General features: G+C 45.1%; 17 protein-coding genes and 1 pseudogene. 12 read left to right on the forward strand and 6 right to left on the reverse strand.

Features of this window, described 5'->3' with window-relative positions; translation table 11 throughout:
* Positions 1-50: 50 nt before the first annotated feature.
* From QTN94_RS13680 to QTN94_RS13690, 3 genes and pseudogenes are all read left to right on the forward strand, one after another.
* Positions 51-299, forward strand: a pseudogene (locus QTN94_RS13680) (hypothetical protein); the annotation flags it as partial.
* Between the two features lie 217 nt (positions 300-516).
* Entirely contained in the window at positions 517-1,086 is a 570-nt protein-coding gene (locus tag QTN94_RS13685) for an HD-GYP domain-containing protein (RefSeq protein ID WP_331427939.1), read from the forward strand.
* A gap of 217 nt (positions 1,087-1,303) precedes the next feature.
* Positions 1,304-2,494, forward strand: a complete 1,191-nt coding sequence (locus QTN94_RS13690; RefSeq protein WP_331427940.1) for an amino acid aminotransferase — start codon at positions 1,304-1,306, stop codon at positions 2,492-2,494.
* Positions 2,495-2,555: 61 nt separating this feature from the next.
* On the opposite strand, the gene QTN94_RS13695 is transcribed toward QTN94_RS13690, so the two are convergent.
* The 3 genes from QTN94_RS13695 to QTN94_RS13705 all read right to left on the reverse strand — a co-directional run bounded on the left by QTN94_RS13695 (position 2,556) and on the right by QTN94_RS13705 (position 6,401).
* Positions 2,556-3,209 carry an outer membrane beta-barrel protein gene (locus QTN94_RS13695; protein WP_331427942.1) on the reverse strand — a complete coding sequence of 218 codons (654 nt, stop codon included), beginning with the start codon at positions 3,207-3,209 and terminating at the stop codon, positions 2,556-2,558.
* Between the two features lie 253 nt (positions 3,210-3,462).
* Positions 3,463-3,840 (reverse strand): transporter, encoded by a 378-nt coding sequence (locus QTN94_RS13700; protein ID WP_138971174.1) that lies wholly within the window; start codon positions 3,838-3,840, stop codon positions 3,463-3,465.
* A gap of 215 nt (positions 3,841-4,055) precedes the next feature.
* Positions 4,056-6,401 carry a helicase-related protein gene (locus QTN94_RS13705; RefSeq protein ID WP_331427950.1) on the reverse strand — a complete coding sequence of 782 codons (2,346 nt, stop codon included), beginning with the start codon at positions 6,399-6,401 and terminating at the stop codon, positions 4,056-4,058.
* A gap of 158 nt (positions 6,402-6,559) precedes the next feature.
* Here QTN94_RS13705 and QTN94_RS13710 point away from each other — a divergent pair, with 158 nt between their 5' ends.
* From QTN94_RS13710 to QTN94_RS13720, 3 genes are all read left to right on the forward strand, one after another.
* Positions 6,560-8,248, forward strand: a complete 1,689-nt coding sequence (locus QTN94_RS13710) for an NAD-dependent malic enzyme (protein WP_331427943.1) — start codon at positions 6,560-6,562, stop codon at positions 8,246-8,248.
* Positions 8,249-8,382: 134 nt separating this feature from the next.
* Positions 8,383-8,703, forward strand: coding sequence for a DUF3392 domain-containing protein (locus tag QTN94_RS13715; RefSeq protein ID WP_331417842.1), 321 nt, complete (start codon positions 8,383-8,385; stop codon positions 8,701-8,703).
* Positions 8,703-9,458, forward strand: a complete 756-nt coding sequence (locus QTN94_RS13720; protein ID WP_331427944.1) for a SanA/YdcF family protein — start codon at positions 8,703-8,705, stop codon at positions 9,456-9,458. The genes QTN94_RS13715 and QTN94_RS13720 overlap by 1 nt, the downstream gene beginning before the upstream one ends.
* On the opposite strand, the gene QTN94_RS13725 is transcribed toward QTN94_RS13720, so the two are convergent.
* The gene (locus QTN94_RS13725; protein ID WP_331427945.1) at positions 9,448-10,749 is read right to left on the reverse strand and encodes a GGDEF domain-containing protein; all 1,302 of its coding nucleotides are present in this window, start codon (positions 10,747-10,749) and stop codon (positions 9,448-9,450) included. The genes QTN94_RS13720 and QTN94_RS13725 overlap by 11 nt on opposite strands.
* A 262-nt stretch (positions 10,750-11,011) precedes the next feature.
* Here QTN94_RS13725 and QTN94_RS13730 point away from each other — a divergent pair, with 262 nt between their 5' ends.
* Positions 11,012-11,836 carry a DUF2797 domain-containing protein gene (locus QTN94_RS13730; protein ID WP_331417845.1) on the forward strand — a complete coding sequence of 275 codons (825 nt, stop codon included), beginning with the start codon at positions 11,012-11,014 and terminating at the stop codon, positions 11,834-11,836.
* A gap of 43 nt (positions 11,837-11,879) precedes the next feature.
* On the opposite strand, the gene QTN94_RS13735 is transcribed toward QTN94_RS13730, so the two are convergent.
* Both QTN94_RS13735 and QTN94_RS13740 read right to left on the reverse strand, forming a co-directional pair.
* Positions 11,880-13,115: a cysteine desulfurase-like protein gene (locus QTN94_RS13735; RefSeq protein WP_331417846.1), complete on the reverse strand. Its 1,236-nt coding sequence runs from the start codon at positions 13,113-13,115 to the stop codon at positions 11,880-11,882.
* Positions 13,099-13,755 carry a 2OG-Fe dioxygenase family protein gene (locus QTN94_RS13740; protein WP_331427952.1) on the reverse strand — a complete coding sequence of 219 codons (657 nt, stop codon included), beginning with the start codon at positions 13,753-13,755 and terminating at the stop codon, positions 13,099-13,101. Before QTN94_RS13740 ends, QTN94_RS13735 begins: the two co-directional genes overlap by 17 nt.
* 402 nt (positions 13,756-14,157) lie before the next feature.
* On the opposite strand from QTN94_RS13740, the gene trxB reads away from it, so the two are divergent.
* The 5 genes from trxB to QTN94_RS13765 all read left to right on the forward strand — a co-directional run bounded on the left by trxB (position 14,158) and on the right by QTN94_RS13765 (position 21,302).
* Positions 14,158-15,120, forward strand: coding sequence for a thioredoxin-disulfide reductase (gene trxB / locus QTN94_RS13745; protein ID WP_138971168.1), 963 nt, complete (start codon positions 14,158-14,160; stop codon positions 15,118-15,120).
* Positions 15,121-15,232: 112 nt separating this feature from the next.
* Positions 15,233-17,020: a heme ABC transporter permease/ATP-binding protein CydD gene (gene cydD, locus QTN94_RS13750; protein WP_331427946.1), complete on the forward strand. Its 1,788-nt coding sequence runs from the start codon at positions 15,233-15,235 to the stop codon at positions 17,018-17,020.
* Positions 17,013-18,734 (forward strand): heme ABC transporter ATP-binding protein/permease CydC, encoded by a 1,722-nt coding sequence (cydC, locus tag QTN94_RS13755; protein ID WP_331427947.1) that lies wholly within the window; start codon positions 17,013-17,015, stop codon positions 18,732-18,734. The genes cydD and cydC overlap by 8 nt, the downstream gene beginning before the upstream one ends.
* Before the next feature lie 251 nt (positions 18,735-18,985).
* Positions 18,986-20,020 carry a formylglycine-generating enzyme family protein gene (locus tag QTN94_RS13760; protein ID WP_331427948.1) on the forward strand — a complete coding sequence of 345 codons (1,035 nt, stop codon included), beginning with the start codon at positions 18,986-18,988 and terminating at the stop codon, positions 20,018-20,020.
* Between the two features lie 247 nt (positions 20,021-20,267).
* Entirely contained in the window at positions 20,268-21,302 is a 1,035-nt protein-coding gene (locus QTN94_RS13765) for a formylglycine-generating enzyme family protein (RefSeq protein ID WP_331427949.1), read from the forward strand.
* The last annotated feature ends 278 nt before the right edge of the window (positions 21,303-21,580 follow it).

The following is a 21,580-nucleotide window of genomic DNA, read 5'->3' on the forward strand; positions in this document are numbered from 1 at the left end:
TTTTTTATGCCAGTTACAATTCAAGTATAGAAATTTGAACACTTACTTATCATAGCTGGGACCACCCTCAGGGCGAGCAACCCTACTATTGGCATCCAGATTGGTTACACATTGCTGAAGATGCGACTGGCTCACATCCTAAACAAGACCTTGAGTTACCAAAAGGAGAAGAAGCCACGCAGCAGCATGCCGTTAAAGCAATTCTATCCCATCTCAATCAATGGGCAGCTGACAAACTCAGCAAAAGCCCAGACATCGAGGCTAACGCGGTTGAATCGCAGCTAAATCTTAAAAAGTAACTCTCTCCTTGTTAACGCACCTATCTGGGTGCGTTTTACTTTCCCGCCGCTCTCAGCCTTTCACTCAATCTGATGCTAAAGTTGTAAAACTGTATCAATAATCGAAACAAATCGATAATATGCTCGGTCTTTTATTGACTAAGCAAATGCATACTTTAGTCAACTTGCTGTTGTTCGACTAGTTTTAGTCACATTGATAACGTAATTAAGGCTTAACATGGTTAACTCACATTACAACGCCCCCTTAACCCTAAAGCTCTACGTGCTTGCTGCTGTCGTCTTCGGACTTTATGGTGGACGAGTCTGCCCAATGTTGGAAACACTGACCTTTGGTGAACTGTTCTTACATATCTCTATCACTTTTGGTAGCGTCTATTTAGTGCGACATTTTCTGCTGCAAAATCACCCTATGGTTAAAGAGCAACGATTCGCGCAACTCGGTAGTAATTCGTTTCTAAAACTGGCTAAAGAAATTTCGCTCACTCACCACGAAAAGTGGAACGGTAGCGGCTATCCCAATGGACTTAAAGAGCAAGAAATCCCTATTTCAGGTCGATTAATGGCACTAGCGGACGTTTATGACGCACTTATCTCTGAACGTGTATACAAAAAAGCCTTCAGCCATGAAAAAGCAAAATCGATTATCCTTGAAGGAAATGGCTCTCATTTTGAACCTGAGATTGTTGAGGCTTTTCTTGCGATTGAAGACGAATTCGTTGCGATAGCAGATAAGTATCGCAGTATGGAAGCAAAGGAAAACGAACTCGAAAAACTGATGCACGCCTAATCCCCTGGTAGTGGTTCTATTTTCGCTAGACTAATGTCCCTTTTATCGTTTGATTAAAGGGACTTTTTATATAGAAATATATATTTGATTTGCCAATACAACAAAATCGCATTGTTTTTGAAATTTTATTTACATTGGTTGTTGTCTCACTCCGTTTTGACAGGTATAAATAACCGAGTTACTTATATCCTCCCTTCGATAAACATGGACGATGATTATGTTTGAAAAAGTAGTTGCTGCTCCCGCAGACCCTATTCTTGGCCTTACTGAAGAATTTAAAAAAGATCCCCGTGCTGAAAAGATTAACCTTGGCGTTGGTATCTACAAAACTGAACAAGGCGAAACCCCTGTTCTTGCAACTGTTAAGAAAGCGGAAAAAGCGCTTGTCGAAACAGAGAAAACCAAATCATACTTAACTATCGAAGGCACGGCTGAGTACGCACTGGCAGTTCAAAAACTGCTTTTCGGTGCTGATTCTGCGATTGTTGCGAACAAATTGGCAAAAACTGCACAAGCACCAGGTGGTACAGGTGCACTTCGCGTTGCAGGTGAGTTTATCAAACGCCAACTAGGCGGCGCTAAAATCTGGATCAGTAACCCTACTTGGGCAAACCACAACGGTGTATTCACTGCTGCTGGTCTTGAAACAGCTCAATACACTTACTACAACGCAGAAACGAAAGACAAAGACTTTGCTGCAATGCTAGCCGACCTAGAAAATGCGGCTGAAGGCGATGTTGTTCTACTGCACGGCTGCTGTCACAACCCAACGGGTATCGACCCAACGGAAGCAGAGTGGCAAGAGCTGGCGAAATTGGTTGCGGATAAAAAGCTTCTACCTCTGTTCGACTTCGCATACCAAGGTTTTGCAAAAGGCGTTGAGGAAGACGCTCAAGGCCTCCGTATTTTTGCTCAGTACAACCAAGAGATTCTGGTTGCTAGCTCGTTCTCTAAAAACTTTGGTCTGTACAACGAGCGTGTCGGTGCATTCACAATCGTAGCAGCATCTGAAGAAGTCGCGACTACAGCATTCTCACAAGTTAAAGCGATTATCCGCTCTATCTACTCAAACCCACCAGCACACGGCAGTGCGGTTGTTACTCACATTCTGAACAACCCAGAACTTCGTGCAGAATGGGAACAAGAAGTGAAAGAGATGCGTGACCGTATTCAACAAATGCGTGAACTATTCGTAGTGACACTAAAAGAGCAAGGTGTTGATGCAGACTTTAGCTTTATCGAACGTCAAAACGGCATGTTCTCCTTCTCTGGCTTGAGCAAAGAGCAAGTTGAACGCCTAAAAGATGAGTTCGCTATCTACATCGTAGGTTCTGGCCGCATCAGTGTTGCAGGTATGACTCGTTCAAACATGTTACCTCTTTGTAAAGGTATCGCTGCGGTTCTTTAATCGCGGTCAAACAACTTAAAAAGCCAGCGTATCGCTGGCTTTTTTATTGATGGTTAAACCGTTAGAACAAGAAACGCAAAGAGATTCCGCCCTCGTTCGTCGTCGCGCTACCGCTGATCTTAACGGTTTCGAAATCACCACTGCGGTGAGTATAAAATCCACCTAAGGTAATCCGCGGTGAAATACGGTAATCCGCTCGCAGTTGGTAAATCTCTTCTTCAAGGAAGTCGGTGTAATTGAACTCAGCCCCAGCGGTCAGTTCCCAATCATCAGTCAGCGCATACTTCAACTCAACGCCAGCACCTAACACCAAATCACTATCGCTAAACAACTTAGCATTGGTAGAATCTTGCGATTGCTTTGCCCACAAGTAACCGATTTTAGCTTTAGCAACTAAGTCTAACTTGTCGAGAACTGGGTAGCGATAAGCGACACCAGGCAATAGAGTGTATAACTCCGTAGTGAAATCTTCTGGGTGAATAAAACGTGCCGTGTAGTCTAGGGTGAACAGAATGTTCTCCGTCCATAAATAATTCCCGCCCACGGCTAAAGCGGTGACGTTATTGTTGACGCCTAGATTTTCATTCAACGATCCGGCACTAAGATCAGCATACGCATAGTCATAGTTAATCTGATTCGTGCTGTCATTTGCTGATACATGTGCCGATGCGGCAAGCAGCAAAGGAGCGAGTATCCAACTGTACTTTACTTCCATTACGACCTCTTTAAGTCCATTTACAACTCACATTCAATCATTCAGGGAAACCGAATCACTAAGTCTAACGTCTGCACTGACTGAACAAAAATGGAGATATTGGGCGATTGCCTTACAATAGTTGTTGGCAAATATTGTAAGTAAAATATAGAACAGTTCACTGGCAAGTTACTGAGTGAATTGTAAGAATTATGATCCGTCACGCGCATTATTGAGCAGATAGTAAAAAAGATCTCATGCGAGATCTTTTTATTTAAAACTTAACCATTAATTCATCTTGTGACAAACTGACGATTTCAGCGTGAGACTTAACGCGTAGCCGTTCGATTTGTTCATTATCGAGCTCATATGGCATAACGAGCTTGAGTTCTTCGACCCCCTCAAGTTTAGCCAGTTTGAGCAAAGTGATAATATTTGACTCGTCACTGCGGTTAGCAGACAGCGACTTCATGGCTTGATCCCACAAGCGATCTTCTACCGATAGCGTCTCTTTAATCGTATCCTTCCACGCTAGGCTGAATATCGGAGCAAACGTGCTCATCGCTTCGAGAAAGGTCCATTTTTTACTGCACGAAGCACCGAGAAAAGAGGTATAGTCGAATACAACACTTGTCTTGCCCAGATGTTCCATATCATCCCCCGTAATATCGGCAACACAGTGTACTAAATATCCTAGATCGCTCCTTATATAGCAATAGGATATAAAACAATAGTCTTTTATGCCCTAAATTTGTTTGAAAAAGCTATATAAAAACCAATACGGTAACAAAATGTGTACAATCCAGAGATATAAGAGACCGGTTGCTTAATATTTTGGATACCAAATAATATCCTGTGGTTTCAGCACTATTTGATGTCCACTATCTTGCTCGCCTTTTTGTACTGGATTCTCCAGCCCTTCCATTTCGGCAGTTCCCAACGCTTTGGATACCCTTTGCGTAGTCCATCGCGGTAAATCACATAAACCAACTTTTTGTCGACAAGATATTCAACATCTAAGTTTAAATCACCCAACGACAACTCAAACGGATAGGCATCCGCGAAATCCTGATATTCCCAGTAAGGAATGCCTTTAAATACAAAATCCTCTGCGGAAAATAATTCCAACTCAGAAATGTCGGACAGCTCTAGTAGGGTCAGTTGCTCAGTAAACCAGTGGTCGAAGTCCAGCTCACTTATATCAACCTTTTGCTCCGATAAGCCAAGCGAAACATACAATTTCCAGTGTTCTATCTCTTTGTGCCGCTGTTTTGCCAAACCTAGCAAATATTGGTCATTTTTCACTGCTTGCAACATTGGCTTAATGGCAAACTCTCCCGTTACAGGCTCATAGCGGGTTGCGATTACTCGCCCTGCATAGACAAGTTGCATCTCAATCATTGGTGTGTCGCTTAGCTCGGTGACTTCTCCTTGCTGCCAATCTCCTAAATCCATCGATTGCAGAGTCTTTAACGCTATCGGCATAGTAAAGGTCGCTAAATTGAGCGTCTGTTTTACCCCTCTTCCCGGTAAGCTGTGGGTATCCAGTACCAAAGCGGCTTGGTGTTTATCTTGGAAACGGCTTTCTCGTCCAAGAATCACTTCCATTGATCCATTGCCTAGCGCTTCTGTTCTTTTCATTCGACGCACAAACACCAACTCGGGGTGCAATCGCGCAATCGCTTCGACCAAATCCTGATGAGAATAACGTGATGCGACGTCAAGTTGCGGTAACTCAAATGCTGCTCGCATCTGCTCTGACAACATAACCGCCTCTTTCATTACATCTTGATCAACCTTAATGGCGGGGTAGCGATTTCCTCTCAGCAAGCCAATCGCCAACTGAGCATCACACCCTAGAGGTTCTTGTTGAAGAAGTTGCTCAAGTTGTTCTTCATCGTTTGATAAACGGTATAACGTTGCAGGGGTAGCGACGACTGAAGTCAAATCAACCATTGCTTCTTGCAAGGCTCTACTCGGCATGCGGGTAACAAGATCTGCGTACAAAGCATCAATAGGAAGAGGATAGATACGTTGGCCATGCTCAGTCACCAGACCTTGGCTGTCTATCGCCCCCATTTGTTCTAGGGTTGAGTGTGCCTGCGCAACAGACTTCTCCGGTAGAGGTTCAATAAATGTCAGTGCTGTTAATGCTCGACCACAACTTGCGGAGGCCAGCATCGCTTCGGTCAAAGATTCTCGATGCATTTCTGGTGGCGTCACTTCCGCTAATGCGGCATGTTCACCATATAAGCGGATACAGAGACCATCCATAACGCGACCCGCTCGACCGCTACGCTGTTTGGCACTCGCTTTAGAAATGTGTTTTAAGCTTAATGCGGTACGACCATTGCGTTGTTCGGTTCGTCTTTCCAGACCCGAGTCTATCACCGCAGCAATGTTTGCAATGGTCAGAGACGTTTCGGCCACATTGGTCGCCAGTACGACCTTTTTGTAAGACTGAGGATTGAGTGCGAGATCTCTTTGCTGGTCAGTAACCGAAGCGTGCAAAGGTAGCGCAACAACCCCTTCAATGGAGGATAACTTACTTTGACACTGAGTAATCTCTTTACGCCCAGGTAAAAAAACCAGAATGTCCCCATCCACATCCAGAAGTGCCATCACTTCTTGTTTAACTCTTTCATCCAATTGACGAGCATCAGGCAACTGGCGAGAGTCGCCAGCACGATGACCGATGGCGACATCAAAGTTGCGGCCTTTCGCTTGCAGTCGCTTTGCTCCGACATAACGCGCCAGTTTTTCACCTTCGATAGTCGCTGACGTGATCACTAAGCGATGACGTTGTGCCTCTCTAAGCAGAGCAACCAGTAAGTCGGTATCCCAACGCCGCTCATGAAATTCATCGACAATAATAGTGCTAAAGCCTGCCAGTTGATTCTCACTATACCAACGCAGTGCGACACCTGGAGTAACAAATACGATTTGAGTCTCATCGTCGCAACGCGTCTCCAACTTAATCGCATACCCAACAGACTGACCAATCGGCTGTTGCTTTTGTTCAGCAAGAAATTGAGCTAACGAGGTACAAGCAATTCTACGTGGTTCAATCACCAATACTCGTCCATTTTCAGCCGCCCACAAGGGCAAACGAGTCGATTTTCCTGAGCCAGTTTCAGCCTCTACAATCAGATGATGTGCCGATATCTCTTTTAAGAATTCGGATTTAAGGGTATCTATCGGTAAGCTGAACATACTTCGCTGAACATTTGACATTAAAACGCCAAATTATATACGCAAACTTTACCAGAATGCAGGAATATTCAGTTTACAATAAGACAACGAATCCCTATCATTTTTAGGTTCCGAGTTCCAAAGGTCTAGAGACCACTCCACCCTACTTAAGGCAAGTGATGAATAACGATAAACGCCCTTTATACATTCCTTATGCTGGCCCTGCTCTGCTTAGTACGCCGTTGCTAAACAAAGGCAGTGCTTTTAGCGCACAGGAAAGAAGATCTTTTAACCTTGAAGGTTTATTGCCTGAAAATACTGAAACGATTCAAGAGCAAGTAGAGCGAGCGTATCAACAATATTGCAGCTTTGAAAGCGATATGGATAAGCACATCTACCTGCGTAACATTCAAGACACGAACGAAACGCTTTTCTACCGACTGGTTCAAAATCACATTACAGAGATGATGCCTATCATCTACACACCAACCGTTGGTGCTGCGTGTGAAAACTTCTCGAATATCTATCGCCGTGGACGTGGTCTGTTTGTGTCTTACGCAAACCGCGATCGCATTGACGACATCCTTAACAACGCTTCTAACCACAATGTCAAGGTTATCGTTGTGACTGATGGTGAACGTATTCTTGGTCTCGGTGACCAAGGTATCGGTGGTATGGGGATTCCAATTGGTAAGCTGGCTCTATATACCGCGTGTGGTGGTATCAGCCCTGCTTACACGCTTCCAATCGTACTCGATGTGGGCACTAACAACCCGCAAAGACTTGCCGATCCAATGTACATGGGCTGGCGTCATCCTCGTATTACTGGGGCTGAATATGATGCATTTGTTGAAGAGTTCATGCAGGCCGTTCAACGCCGTTGGCCAGAAGCACTAATCCAGTTTGAAGACTTCGCACAAAAAAATGCCATGCCGCTTTTGGAGCGCTACAAAAATCGCGTTTGCTGCTTCAACGACGATATTCAAGGTACCGCAGCGGTTACTGTCGGTTCGCTACTGGCAGCTTGTAAAGCGGCGGGAAGTCAACTTTCAGAACAGCGCATTACCTTCTTAGGTGCGGGTTCGGCAGGTTGTGGTATCGCTGAAGCTATCATCGCGCAAATGGTCTCTGAAGGGATCAGCGACGAGCAAGCTCGTTCACAAGTATTTATGGTCGACCGTTGGGGTCTGCTACAAGAAGGCATGCCAAATCTACTCGACTTCCAGCAACGTCTTGTTCAAAAGCACGTCAACACGGCTGATTGGCAAACTGACAGCAACGGATATTCTTTGTTGGATGTTATGCGTAATGCTAAGCCAACAGTTCTTGTCGGTGTTTCAGGTGCGCCTGGCCTATTTAGTGAAGAAGTGATTAAAGAGATGCACAAACACTGTGCTCGTCCTATCGTCTTCCCACTTTCGAATCCGACAAGTCGAGTGGAAGCCACTCCTAGCGACATTATTCGCTGGACTAACGGTGAAGCGCTAGTCGCAACAGGTAGCCCATTTGATCCTGTGGTTCACGAAGGTAAAACTTACCCGATTGCTCAGTGTAACAATAGCTACATCTTCCCTGGTATCGGTTTAGGTGTATTAGCGGTACAAGCGAAACGTGTCACTGATGAGATGCTTATGGTATCAAGCCGTGCGCTTGCGACCTGTTCACCACTCGCGATTAACGGCCAAGGTGCACTTTTACCACCTCTTGAAGCGATTCACTCGGTATCGAAGAAGATTGCTTTTGCGGTGGCGAAGAAAGCCATCGAGCAAGGTGTTGCATTAGAGATCCCAGACGAAGCACTAGAAGAAGCAATCGACGCCTCTTTCTGGCAGCCAGTTTACCGTCGCTACAAACGCACTGCATTCTAAACAAATTTAAAAGCCCAGCTACGCTGGGTTTTTTTATTCCTGCCACAAAAGTGAACTCTCAGCTCAACCACGCTGGACATCCTCACATTACTTCGTGCTATTCTCGCTAAATCACCATTATCTAACGTACTTAAATGGAATACTTGAATATGTTTGGGGGTTACCTTAGCCCCTACCTCAGCGAAATTTCGACGGCGCTTATCGCCTGTACTTTGGTTATGGCAGGTGGCGAGATTAATGCACTGTTGAGACGTCTATTAAGAAACTACAACTTCGCGCTGAGAACGATCGCTTTTGTCTTGATTAACGCATTTGGTTACGGCTTAATCATTGTTAAGGCAACCCCTTACCTGTCTCGGACATTACGTGGGCTCGATGCTGGCATCATGTTTACCATCGTTTTGTTTTGCTTCACAATTATTGGTCTATGGGCGCAAAGGAACCGACAAATTTAGTGCGTAAACTCTTCCATCGTGACAAGCCAGCTAAAACTTGGTTAAGTCGCATGCTCAAACTCATCGCTTGGCTTCCGGCTGTTTTTGTCGCCGTGTCTGCGGCGCTGTTTGTGGTTGATCGATGGGTGTCATATCAGGCGAGACACCAAGTCTTTACTCAACCACAGCAAATCGAACAATTTGATGTTGCGGTGGTTTTAGGCACCAGCAAGTATTTGGGCAAGGTGCTCAATGAGTATTACACCAACCGCATCAATGCGGCGATTGAGTTGTATCAACAAGGAAAAGTTAGCCACTTTTTACTAAGTGGTGATAATGCGCATCGCTCATACAATGAACCATGGACAATGAAACGCGATTTGCTCAGTGCTGGCATCCCTGAGGATCGGATCTTTTTAGATTATGCCGGCTTTCGAACACTAGACTCAGTTGTGCGCGCTAAAGAGATTTTTGACACGGATAATTTTCTGATTATCTCGCAGAAGTTCCACTGTGAACGTGCCTTGTTTATCGCCAACTCTCACGATATTAATGCGAAATGTTTTGCTGTCGCTGGACCGTCTCGACATTCGGGATTACAGGTGCGAGTGCGTGAAGTCTTTGCCCGTACAAAAGCGTTTTTGGACATCTACATCATTCACGCTCAGCCTAAATTTTTAGGTCCGAAAGAGCCGATTATAAAATCGACTCAAGCAGACCTAGATGAGAACGAAATGAGCGATGGGCAGGATACAAACCAACAGCTTACGGATTAAAAACGACCTTATTTCGACCTTGTCGTTTCGCCATATAAAGGGCTTCATCGGCTCGCGTTAACATTTCATTTGGTCGTTCATCACCAAGCGAAGCGACGCCAATACTGGCGGTCAAGGGATCGCCATGCACCCAAAGATGCGACTCGACTCTATGGCGTATCTTCTCAGCCAGTTCAGTGGCCTCTTTTGAGCAAAGCCCTGGGCAAAAGACCACAAACTCTTCCCCGCCCCAACGCACTAACCTTTCACTTGCGCTCAATGCGCTAAGAACGACCATGGTGAACTCTCTTAATATATCGTCACCCATTGCGTGTCCGTACTTATCATTCACCGCTTTGAAGTGGTCTATATCCAAATAAAGCGCTGAAAGGCGTTTTCCATCGACGCGATTCTTTACGTAGTTGCTTTCTAACCAGTCACGAATCGAATGTCTATTCATTGCTCCAGTCAGGGCATCACGGTTAGCTAACTCAGCAAAGTGGACATTTTGCTCCTTTAGGTGGCGGTTTAACTTGCGAAGGTGATCTTGGCGATACTGGGATTGTTGGATGATCTGGCGGCCACGTTTGATTTCAAGCATGCTATAAACCAATGCCAGTGCAACCCAAAAGACCAGCAAACCAAGCAACAATTCTTCGCCATCAATGTAGTTACCAACAAACTCAATACTATTAACCTGTAGCCTGTAATCGCCTTGAGAGTGTCCAGAGCCAGTAGCAAACTCGACTTTGACCACATTTGAGAATTCAGGAGCTGAATGCGCGATTGGAATTTGATTGTCACTCAGCCACCAAGTTAAAACCTGTAAATTGGCAATCGGAATCTCTATCGCGCCACCCTTGATTCCTGGAGTATATTCCAGCCCGTTGTATTTGAATGAATACTCATTGTCTGCTGTCGAATAAGCGGGATTGTAGTTTCTGAGGTAGATCCGTAGCGATGGGGACTTGTCAGCATTAAGTTGCTCGAAATCAACATCAAGTTTTATGGTATGAAAGCCTTCTAAGTCCATACCACTGGCTATGGAGTCACCAACGGTAATCGATATGCCACAATAGGGCCAAGGATATAAATCGCCTTTCGCCAAATGGCACTCTAGCAAGGCTTTCTCATTCTCTATGTTGAGTGAAGACGTCGATACCCCACCCTGTAACTGATCGTTGGTTGCAGCGAAGGTAAACTGTGCGGGGGTTATCTTAACGACGCGCTCATCACCATGCATCCAAAATAATTGAACGACAAGTAAGGTTATAGCAACCAAGGTGAAGATAGCTTTATGTATAACTTTCAATAGAACAATCCGTTTTGTCATTTAACTCGACCCATTAAATGACACTAAACTCAATTAACAATAAGATCTTGCTTCCATTTTACCTTATTTTAAACATCACTTAGCGGCAAAATATTTGATATGCCTCTTAAAGTGGTCGCGTCACACCCCCAATGTCTAAACACCGTCCGACGTTTGAACCGAAGTCATTTGGCTAAAAAAGTGTTACACTCAAACGCTAAAAACAACGAGGATTCAACCTCGAATAAAGAAGAGCACTGTCATGTCTTTAATCGCCAAAGGTACGCTGAGTAAAATGCGTGCCTCTCTAGAAAATACCGTTAGTTATCGACTGCCTGTCGGCGAAGAGCTCGTCGACTTAACGCCTTTTATCGGCCAAACGCTGACCCTGACGCACACAGGAAACATCTTCTGCTGTTCTTGCGGTAAGAAGACCAAGAAGAGCTACTCACAAGGTCACTGCTTTGTATGTATGAAGAAACTCGCAAGCTGCGATATGTGCATAATGAAGCCAGAAACCTGCCACTACGACCAAGGCACATGTCGTGAACCTCAGTGGGGTGAAGAGAACTGTATGGTCGACCACTATGTTTACTTGTCAAACACATCAAGTCTGAAAGTCGGCATTACGCGCCATACTCAAATTCCAACTCGTTGGATTGACCAAGGCGCCACTCAAGGTCTACCTATTTTTAAAGTGAAAACACGCCATATTTCGGGACTGATCGAGGTAGAGTTGGCGAAGCACATCGCCGATAAAACCAACTGGCGAACTCTGCTAAAGGGTGATGGCGAGCCTATGGCTCTGGAGCAACGTTTTTTAGAGCTGTTGCCTCTGGTCGAGGATAAAATTACTGAGATAAAACAACAGTTTGGTGACGACGCTATTGAAGTGCTTAGCCGTGATATCACCACCATTAGCTATCCAGTGGAGCAACACCCCAGCAAGATAACTTCGCATAACTTTGATAAAAACCCCGAAGTCAGCGGCGTTTTACAAGGGATCAAAGGCCAATATATGATTTTCGATACTGGCGTGATTAACATTCGTAAATTCACCTCATATGAAGTTGAAGTTACGGCTTAAACAGAAAAGACCTCCAACCGGAGGTCTTTTTAATTTGGGTCGATTAATGGGTAAGAATTGCTTTCAGTTCATCAAACAGAATGTCCACTTCTTCTAATGTGTTGTAGTGCATAAAGCCAATTCGTACTACCCCACCTGTCGACTCGAGACCTAACTGCCTGACTAATCCGAGTGCGTAGAAATGCCCATTCCAGACACAAATGTTACGCTCACCAAGCTTCTTCGCTACCTCTTCAGGCGTATGTTGATCGAAGGTCAAGGCGAAAGTCGGTGTTCTCTTTTGGCTATCTGCCTCATTGCGCCCTAACAAGATGACGCCATCTAATTCTGACAACCTAACCAGAACCCTTTCGTTGATCGCAGACTCGTGTTGATTGTACTGCTTGTAGGAGTCAATCAAGCGATTTCTCAGCGAGTCGCCATCCTTACCCCATTGAGCTAGGTATCTCACCGCCGCAACTACTCCGGCTAGACCTTCAAAACTTTGCGTACCTGTCTCAAAACGACCAGGCCCCACATTCGTTGCTGGTTCAACTTTGTACGGTTTCAACGTATTTAGCCATTTAGGCGCGACATAGGCAATCCCAACGTGCGGTCCAAAAAACTTGTACGCTGAGCAAGCAAGAAAATCACAACCAAGTTGTTGGACATCAACCAAATGATGGGGTGCATAATGTACCGCATCAATATAGACCATCGCATCCACAGCATGTGCCGCTTCAATGACACGCTGCATATCGACGATTGAACCCGTCGTATTTGACGCGAAAGTTAATGCTACCAAGGTCGTCTTATCGTTAATAAGAGAGATAAGATGATCGATATCTAGGCTACAGTCCGACTCCTCAACACGAGCTTGTCGAACAACAACCCCTTTGTCTTCTGCTGCTTGCTGCCAGCTTGATACATTCGAGTAATGATCTAATGCGGTAACAACCACTTCATCCCCGGCCTTCCAATCGCGGCTTATAGCACGACTTAATTGGAACGTGAGTGACGTCATATTGGCACCGAAGACAATATTATCGCTCGATTCAGCATTGACCAAAGCCTGAGCATGCTCGCGAGCTTGCTTCATTAAGTCGGTAGTATTGCGGCTAGAGAAATAGTGTCCACCCAAGTTGGAATTGAAGAATCCAAGATAAGCGGTCATCGCATCCAGTACGGATTGAGGTACTTGAGAGCCACCTGGGCCATCAAGAAATAGTACTGGTAAGTCATTATGAGTCTGATTAAGAGCGCTAAACTGCGCTCTTACTAAATTAGGAGTGAAGCTCATTCACTGCATCCTTCGCGGTTAGAACAAATACATCCATATAGCCTTCTTGGTCTTCGATTACAGAGCGGATTGGCTGAGCGTTATGCCATAGCTTGTCGTCAGCGAGCATTGCGACCTCACCACTTTGTAAAACCTTGCGGAAAAATGGCGCTTCATTGAAGCTGTTGTAAAGCATGATATCGCCACCTTCGATATTGTGACGCCCCATGCCAACAAGCGCGATATGCTCAAATCCGTCTTGGTGAACACCTTCAGGAGCGACTTGTGTCTCATCGTAAATAGCTGAAATACGGATCTGATGAATTTCAATCTCATGCTCATTAGTCAGATTGTTTGAAGAAACAAAGAGCTGACACATCTCGCGCATACCATCACTGTTTAGAGTGCTCTCTTCAATAGGTTCAAACTGTCTGACAACGTTGCCTTGAAAACGGTTAATGTCGTCCGTTTGCATAAATTCATTTTTGCCCAAATCGACTACTTCGCCATCTCGAAAAGAGACAACGGAATAACGTCTTAAGCGGAATTTACCATCGGCATGTTCTGTGTGCGGAAGCTGAGTAAACGATGGTGCAAGCTGAGCAATCGCCGTATCGCTAAGTTTGGTGAGTTGAAGGGTAGTTTCACGCTGATGTAACATCATCATCTCCTTAATGAATGTACATACCTATAATATGATTAACATCTTGTTCACATTCATTATTTGCGCACTTGTATTGTAAGATCAACTTTTTTTAGCATTTCAATCCAACATAAATGAATATAAAGAACTTTTATCCATTAAAGTAATTTAAATCAGACAATTCGACCAGATTTAAAAAGCGAGGATTGAAAATATTAGACGACTTCACTATCACACTAGGAATACCTTTTAAACTTCAACAGGTTATATCAACCACTCGCCACACAAAATGTAACGATTGCGTTCTAACCTATAACCAATTATTCCTGTTTTCACGCTTGCTAACTCTTTCAAAGCCCCCATATATTCCATACAATCGAGACAAACTACATAAAAAGCGTCACCGCTAATGGAGCACAAATGAGCGACGTCAAACATAGCAATCTTCTTATTCTTGGCTCTGGTCCTGCTGGCTACACTGCAGCCGTTTATGCTGCGCGTGCAAACCTAAAACCAGTTTTGATTACCGGCATGCAGCAAGGTGGTCAATTAACCACGACCACTGAGGTAGAAAACTGGCCTGGTGATCCTGAGGGTCTGACTGGACCAAACCTTATGGAACGCATGAAAGAACACGCAGAGCGTTTTGAAACCGAGATTTTGTTTGACCACATTAATCAGGTTGATCTCAGCCAACGCCCTTTCCGTCTTATTGGCGACAACGGTGAATACACTTGTGACGCTCTGATCATTTCCACTGGTGCTTCGGCTAAATATCTTGGCCTAGAGTCAGAAGAAGCATTTAAAGGGCGTGGAGTTTCCGCTTGTGCGACCTGCGATGGGTTCTTCTATCGCAACCAGAAAGTCGCTGTGGTTGGTGGTGGTAACACCGCTGTTGAAGAAGCGCTCTATCTATCAAATATCGCTTCAGAGGTTCACCTGATTCATCGCCGTGATACTTTCAGAGCAGAGAAGATTCTGATCAATCGTCTGATGGATAAAGTCGCAAACGGCAACATCGTTTTACACACTGATCGAACTCTAGAGGAAGTGGTTGGCGATGATATGGGCGTGACGGGTGTGCGTATCAAAGATACTCAGTCAGAGTCTGTTGAGCAGATTGACGTGATGGGTGCCTTCATTGCGATTGGCCACCAGCCAAACACAGCCATTTTCGAAGGCCAACTTGAGATGAAAGACGGCTATATTGTTGTTCAGTCTGGTTTGGAGGGCAATGCAACACAAACCAGCATTGCCGGCGTTTTTGCCGCTGGAGATGTGATGGATCACAACTATCGTCAAGCCATCACCTCTGCGGGTACCGGTTGTATGGCCGCTCTTGATGCAGAACGCTATTTGGATGCGTTGGCAGATAGTAAATAATATTTTTCACTTTTGGCTCAAATCCTTAAAGCCCTGCGGTGTTACCGCGGGGCTTTCTTTTGTATAATGCGCAGTTCTAATTGCTAATAATAATTCTCATTAAGCCTTCACAATGGATAAAAAGAAACAACGCAGCTTGAATCAATGGCTCAAGCAGCAAAGTAAGCTCGCCAAACGCTGGCTTATGGTCGCTGTCGGTCTTGGCGTTCTTTCAAGCATTTTTCTATTGGCTCAAGCCGCCCTGCTTGCAACCATACTGCATCAGTTGATTATCGAGCATGTCGATAAGTACACGTTAGTGCCTCACTTTTTTGGTCTCGCCGCTATCGTAGCCATACGTGCCCTCTGCTCATGGGGACGTGAAATTGCGGGGTATCGTTGTGGTGAACAAATTCGTATCTATATTCGCCAACTCATCTTAGACAAATTACGCGAACTGGGGCCTGCTTATATCAAAGGTAAACCAGCGGGTGCATGGGCTACGCTACTCTTAGAACAAGTAGAAGATATGCATGACTTCTTTGCGCGCTATTTGCCGCAGATGTCGTTGTCAGTCTTGATTCCGTTCGTCATTTTGATCGTCGTCTTCCCCGTTAACTGGGCTGCTGGACTCATTTTTCTAATTACTGCACCGCTAGTGCCATTATTTATGGCTTTGGTCGGTATGAAAGCGGCTGACGCAAACCGTATAAACTTTAAAGCATTGCAACGTTTATCCGGGCACTTTTACGACCGTCTTCAATCAATGACGACCATCCGTTTGTTTGATAGAACTAATGCAGAAACAGAAGTGATGCGCGGTGCGTCAGAAGTGTTTCGTACCCGAACCATGGACGTACTTAGAATTGCCTTCCTGTCATCTGCTGTGCTTGAGTTTTTCACCTCAATCTCAATTGCACTGACAGCCGTTTACTTTGGCTTCGCCTTTATCGGTGAGTTGAACTTTGGCGATTACGGCACGGGGGTCACTCTGTTTGCTGGGCTGTTTATTCTGATCCTCGCACCTGAGTTTTATCAGCCTCTTCGTGATCTAGGCACTTTCTACCACGCTAAACAGCAAGCAGTGGGCGCTGCAGAGAGCATTGTTGAATTTATTGAAATTGACGTAGAGACTGTCCGTTCTGGTAGTCAGACGCTCGCTGATAATGACGCTATCACTATTCGCGCAACGGATCTTGAAGTCTTCTCTCCTGAAGGGACGAAACTATTAGGCCCTGTCAGCTTTGAACTCACGGCGTGTCAAACTACGGCGTTAGTCGGGCCTAGCGGTGCAGGTAAAACGTCGCTAATCAACGCTATCTTAGGCTTCTTGCCTTACAGTGGTTCGTTGACCATCAATAATATTGAACGTACCGAGATTGATCTCGCTAACTGGCGTCAAAACATCAGTTGGGTCGGACAAAACCCACTTTTATTGCACGGCACCATTCGTGACAACATCACGCTGGGCAAATCCAACGTCAGTGAAGAAAGCGTTCAGCGTGCACTGGAAGAGTCCTTCTCGGCTGAATTTGTTAACCAACACGGTTTAGATTATGCGGTTTCCGATCGTTCGGGTGGTTTGTCCGTCGGTCAGGCTCAGCGCCTGGCGCTTGCACGAGCCATGATTCAAAAAGGTCAGTTTTGGTTACTCGATGAGCCTACAGCGAGCTTAGATGCAAGAAGTGAACGCTTAGTCATGCAAGGTTTACAAAACCAAATAGAAAACAAAACGGCGCTAATGGTGACACATCAACTGACGCCACTTCAGAATGTAGAACAAATCCTTGTGATGCGTGACGGCTTAATTGTTCAAAGCGGTAGCTTTGCTCAGTTGGCTCAACAACAAGGGCTTTTCCAAGAAATGCTCAGTGCCAATCAGGCACTTAACCAAGCGAATAAGGGGAATCTTGATGCGTGAACTCCTTCCCTACCTCAAACTGTATAAGAAGCATTGGTTCGGCCTATCGCTCGGGATGTTGCTTGCGTTCCTGACTCTTGCTGCTTCTATCGGCTTATTGACCTTGTCTGGTTGGTTTTTATCCGCCGCCGCAATCGCGGGATTGACGATTGCACGCGAGACCTTCAACTACATGTTGCCGGGCGCCTTTGTTCGTGGTTTTGCTATGGGCAGAACCGCAGGACGCTGGGGGGAACGCGTAGTGAGTCATAACGCGACCTTTAAGCTCCTAACCGACTTACGTATTTTCTTCTTTTCCAAGCTTGCTCCACTCATTCCGGGCCGCGTATCAAACCTACGTGACGCTGACTTACTTAACCGTTTGGTTGCCGACATCGACGCCATGGATCATGTCTACCTAAGACTTGTTAGTCCAATGATCGTCGGTACGCTAGGTATATTAGGCCTTACAACGCTAGTAAGTTGGTTTGACGCCGAACTTGGTATGACATTAGGGGCGATTCTTTTTGCCCTGCTAGTTACTTGGCCGATACTTTTTTATAAGTTGGGCAAACGAAATGGTAGCGAGCTAACACAAAATAAAGCTGAGCTTCGTATTTCGACCTTAGACTGGCTTCAAGGTTACAGTGAGCTAACCCTATTCGGTGCAGAGCAACGTTACCGTGAGGCTATCTTGAGCACTCAAGAAAAGCTGCTGAAGAACCAGTTCTTTAACGCCCATTTCTCTGGCCTTGCACAAGCTCTACTACTACTTGCTAATGGCTGGACAATTATATTGATGCTTTGGCTCGCTGCTGATGGCGTCGGCGGAAATACGCCAGATCCAATGATCGCCTTAGTTGCCTTCGCAACGATGGCGAGTGTCGAGCTACTCATGCCTATCGCAGGCGCATTCCAGCATTTAGGTCAGACTCTTACCTCTGCTCGCAGATTGAACGACATTATTCTCTCTGAACCAGATGTCCAATTCCCAGAGCATAGCGATAGTCATAATCAAGCATTTTCGATTGAGTATCAGAGTGTCTCTTTCAGCTACCCAGATACAGAAAGCGAAGTGCTTAAAAAGATTAGCCTTAACATACCGGCCAAACACCGTATTGCTGTCGTTGGTCAGACAGGATCGGGCAAGTCTACTCTGCTCCAATTACTAAACCGTTATTGGGATGTAAAGCAGGGTGAGATTAAAATCGCTGGAATGCCAATTCAAAAGTGGAGCGAAAGCGACCTTCGCAAGGCAATCAGTGTGGTCAGCCAGCGGGTCGATATCCTAAACGGCTCTTTGCGAGACAACCTGATCATGGCTAAACCACAAGCGAATGACGATGAACTGGCACAGGTATTAACTCAGGTCGGATTAGCCAAGCTGCTCAATGATACCGGGTTAGATACTTGGCTTGGCGATGGCGGTCGTCAGTTATCGGGTGGAGAAAAACGTCGAGTGGGTATTGCTCGTGCATTACTTCATAACGCCCCCATTTTACTGCTTGACGAACCAACTGAAGGGTTGGATAAGCAAACCGAACAGCAGATCATGCAGCTCTTTGAGCAACACTTCGTTGATAAAACCGTCGTCTTTATTACTCACCGCTTAGTTGATTTAGACAAGATGGACAGTATTTGTCTAATTGAACAAGGTGAAATTGTTGAACATGGTAGCCACAGGGAACTCCTCGAACAACAAGGTCGCTATTATCAACTCAGTCAAACTCTGTAGTCACATACCCTATACCGTCAAACATCAATGCTTGACGGTATTTTCCATCAACCGCCAATTGGCGCCACTTTTCATCGCAAGGCCAGCCGAGATAAGTTCATGGATTATTGACATAATACTCATAGCCGGAGAGTCCCCCCATAGCCCAAGGGTCACAGAGAAGGAAGGAAAATCACATTATTTTCCGGTCATTAACTTCATGTCACCTGCTTAGCCGCTTAAAATAAATGCCTAAGTAATTAGGATTGATTATGAATTATAAATGGCTAGGTCTTCTCGGGGCGATTCCTTTATTGGCGGCATGCAATAGCGATATCGACATTTCCAGCGACGTGCTTTCTCAACAGCAGCTCAACACCATTATTAGCAATGTCAACAAACACTATCCAGATGCAGACAGCGAACTAAAACAAAATATTGCTGATCTCGCGGTAAAGTCGATTGAAAATATGGTGTTTGTCGAAGGTGGCCGTTTTATTATGGGCGACTTTCGTATGCCCTGCATGAACGACGATCTTAATCGCCCAGTCTGGACGCCGGAAGCAAGCTGTTACAGTCAGGTCTCGATCGTTGATCGCGGGGCGGATATTCAACATGAAGTCACCTTAAGCAGTTATTCGTTGTCAAAGTATGAAGCGGAGTTGCTGGATTATGATGTTTATTTACAAACATTAGGTAGACCGTTTGAGCAGTTTGATTATGAAGAAAAATACCTTGAACGAGGGTCAAGCGATTATAAGATTTTTCTATCGAGCTTTATTAAAAAACCAGCAAGACTTGTAAATTGGCAAGATGCAAAAAACTATTGTCAGTGGCTGGGGCAGTTAACGGCTCTGCCCGTCGATCTGCCCACCGAAGCGCAGTGGGAATACGCTGCGCGCAGCCGTGGTCAAAATCTCTACTACGCAACCAACAACGGATTTAAACAGTATAAAAATAGAGGTTATTACAATCCAGCGTTGGGAGGGTATGAGGAATTTACCGCTGAAACGACCAATATCGATGGCGATTTAAACCCTGTTGGTATGTTTGCGCCCAATCCCCTCGGCATTTACGATATGACCAACAATGCTGAAGAGTGGGTCAATGATTGGTATAACAAAGATTACTATAAGGTGTCACCGGAACGTGATCCACAAGGCCCCGAATCAGGTGAGTATAAAGTTGTTCGAGGTGGGCTAAATATGGTCACTGCCGCCCGCGCATTTGACCCGATAGTAAGTGATAATCTGTCATACAATTCAGGATTCCGCTGCGCAGTACAGAGCACTGAACAAGCTTATTAGCCTCGAAAACGACCGCCTTACGGCGGTCGCTGTGGTTAAATATAGTAACCGATTCTTAACGGGACACACGTTTTAACTACCCCAATATTAAGACAGCGTTTCTGATAATTACTTGATAGATTGATTAATTATTAACTGGGTGTGCATCATTAAGAAAAGGAAGGAAAATCACATTATTTTCCGGTCATTAACTTCATGTCACCTGCTTAGCCGCTTAAAATAAACGGCTAAATAATGAGGATTGATAATGAATTATAAATGGCTAGGTCTTCTCGGGGCGATTCCTTTATTGGCAGCATGCAATAGCGATATCGACATTTCCAGCAACGTGCTTTCTCAACAGCAGCTCAACACCATTATTAGTAATGTCAATAAACACTATCCAGATGCAGACAGCGAACTAAAACAAAATATCGCCGAGGTCGCGGTAAAGTCGATTGAGAATATGGTGTTTGTCGAAGGTGGCGGTTTTATTATGGGCGACTTTCGTATGCCCTGCATAAACGACGATCTTAATCGCCCAGTCTGGACGCCGGAAGCCAGCTGTTACAGTCAGGTCTCGATCGTTGATCGCGGGGCGGATATTCAACATGAAGTCACCCTAAGCAGTTATTCGTTGTCAAAGTATGAAGCGGAGTTGCTGGATTATGATGTTTACTTACAAGCGTTTAATCGACCATTTGAGCAGAGGATAATCGATGGTCAATATCTCAAACGGGATGCTAAAGATTTTGAATCAAGAAAAGAGTATTACGAAGGCAAACCCGCTAGAAAAGTAAATTGGCAAGATGCAAAAAACTATTGTCAGTGGCTGGGGCAATTGACCGCTGTACCAGTGGACCTGCCTACCGAAGCGCAGTGGGAATATGCGGCACGCAGCCGTGGTCAAAAACTTTACTACGCAACCAACAATGGCTTTATTCAATTTAGGGGAAGGGGTTTCCATAATCCAGAATTAGGTGGTTATGAAGAGTTTACCGAAAAAACCGTTAATGTTGATACGGACTTAAACCCTGTTGGTATGTTTGCGCCCAACCCCCTCGGTATTTATGATATGACTTACAATGCAGCAGAGTGGGTCAATGATTGGTACGCTAAAGATTATTATAAAGTGTCACCAAAACTTGATCCTCAGGGACCTGCAACGGGCGAGTATAAAGTTATGCGAGGCTGGGGGGGGATGGTCAATGTTGGCCGTACATACCGAGAGCTGGAGGTCAGTGATACCGCTATTCGCGCAGGTTTTCGTTGCTCAGTTCAAAGCGCAGAAAAAGCTTATTAGCCTTGAAAATGACCGCCTTACGGCGGTCGCTATGGTTAAATATAGTACCCGTTGTTTTTATTTAAGCGCGCGATTTGCCGTTCGACCCTCTCCCTCTTCTGCCTCCAACTCCAGCCATAGCGCGGCGCACGATTCTTAACGGGACACACGTTTTAACTACACCAATATTAAGACAGCGTTTCTGATAATTACTTGATAGATTGATTAATTATTAACTGGGTGTGCATCATTAAGAAAAGGAAGGGAAATCACATTATTTCCGAGTCATTAACTTCATG

Origin of the sequence: Vibrio sp. M250220 (assembly GCF_036533795.1) — a bacterium.
Classification (GTDB): domain Bacteria; phylum Pseudomonadota; class Gammaproteobacteria; order Enterobacterales; family Vibrionaceae; genus Vibrio.

Coding starts and splice junctions, on each gene's coding strand:
- QTN94_RS13740 (WP_331427952.1), bottom strand. CDS start 13,755: ATGTTACATCAGCGTGAAACTACCCTTCAACTCACCAAACTTAGCGAT.
- QTN94_RS13710 (WP_331427943.1), top strand. CDS start 6,560: ATGAATAACGATAAACGCCCTTTATACATTCCTTATGCTGGCCCTGCT.
- QTN94_RS13705 (WP_331427950.1), bottom strand. CDS start 6,401: ATGTTCAGCTTACCGATAGATACCCTTAAATCCGAATTCTTAAAAGAG.
- QTN94_RS13695 (WP_331427942.1), bottom strand. CDS start 3,209: ATGGAAGTAAAGTACAGTTGGATACTCGCTCCTTTGCTGCTTGCCGCA.
- QTN94_RS13700 (WP_138971174.1), bottom strand. CDS start 3,840: ATGGAACATCTGGGCAAGACAAGTGTTGTATTCGACTATACCTCTTTT.
- QTN94_RS13685 (WP_331427939.1), top strand. CDS start 517: ATGGTTAACTCACATTACAACGCCCCCTTAACCCTAAAGCTCTACGTG.
- QTN94_RS13730 (WP_331417845.1), top strand. CDS start 11,012: ATGTCTTTAATCGCCAAAGGTACGCTGAGTAAAATGCGTGCCTCTCTA.
- QTN94_RS13760 (WP_331427948.1), top strand. CDS start 18,986: ATGAATTATAAATGGCTAGGTCTTCTCGGGGCGATTCCTTTATTGGCG.
- QTN94_RS13690 (WP_331427940.1), top strand. CDS start 1,304: ATGTTTGAAAAAGTAGTTGCTGCTCCCGCAGACCCTATTCTTGGCCTT.
- trxB (WP_138971168.1), top strand. CDS start 14,158: ATGAGCGACGTCAAACATAGCAATCTTCTTATTCTTGGCTCTGGTCCT.
- QTN94_RS13735 (WP_331417846.1), bottom strand. CDS start 13,115: ATGAGCTTCACTCCTAATTTAGTAAGAGCGCAGTTTAGCGCTCTTAAT.
- QTN94_RS13715 (WP_331417842.1), top strand. CDS start 8,383: ATGGAATACTTGAATATGTTTGGGGGTTACCTTAGCCCCTACCTCAGC.
- QTN94_RS13765 (WP_331427949.1), top strand. CDS start 20,268: ATGAATTATAAATGGCTAGGTCTTCTCGGGGCGATTCCTTTATTGGCA.
- cydD (WP_331427946.1), top strand. CDS start 15,233: ATGGATAAAAAGAAACAACGCAGCTTGAATCAATGGCTCAAGCAGCAA.
- cydC (WP_331427947.1), top strand. CDS start 17,013: ATGCGTGAACTCCTTCCCTACCTCAAACTGTATAAGAAGCATTGGTTC.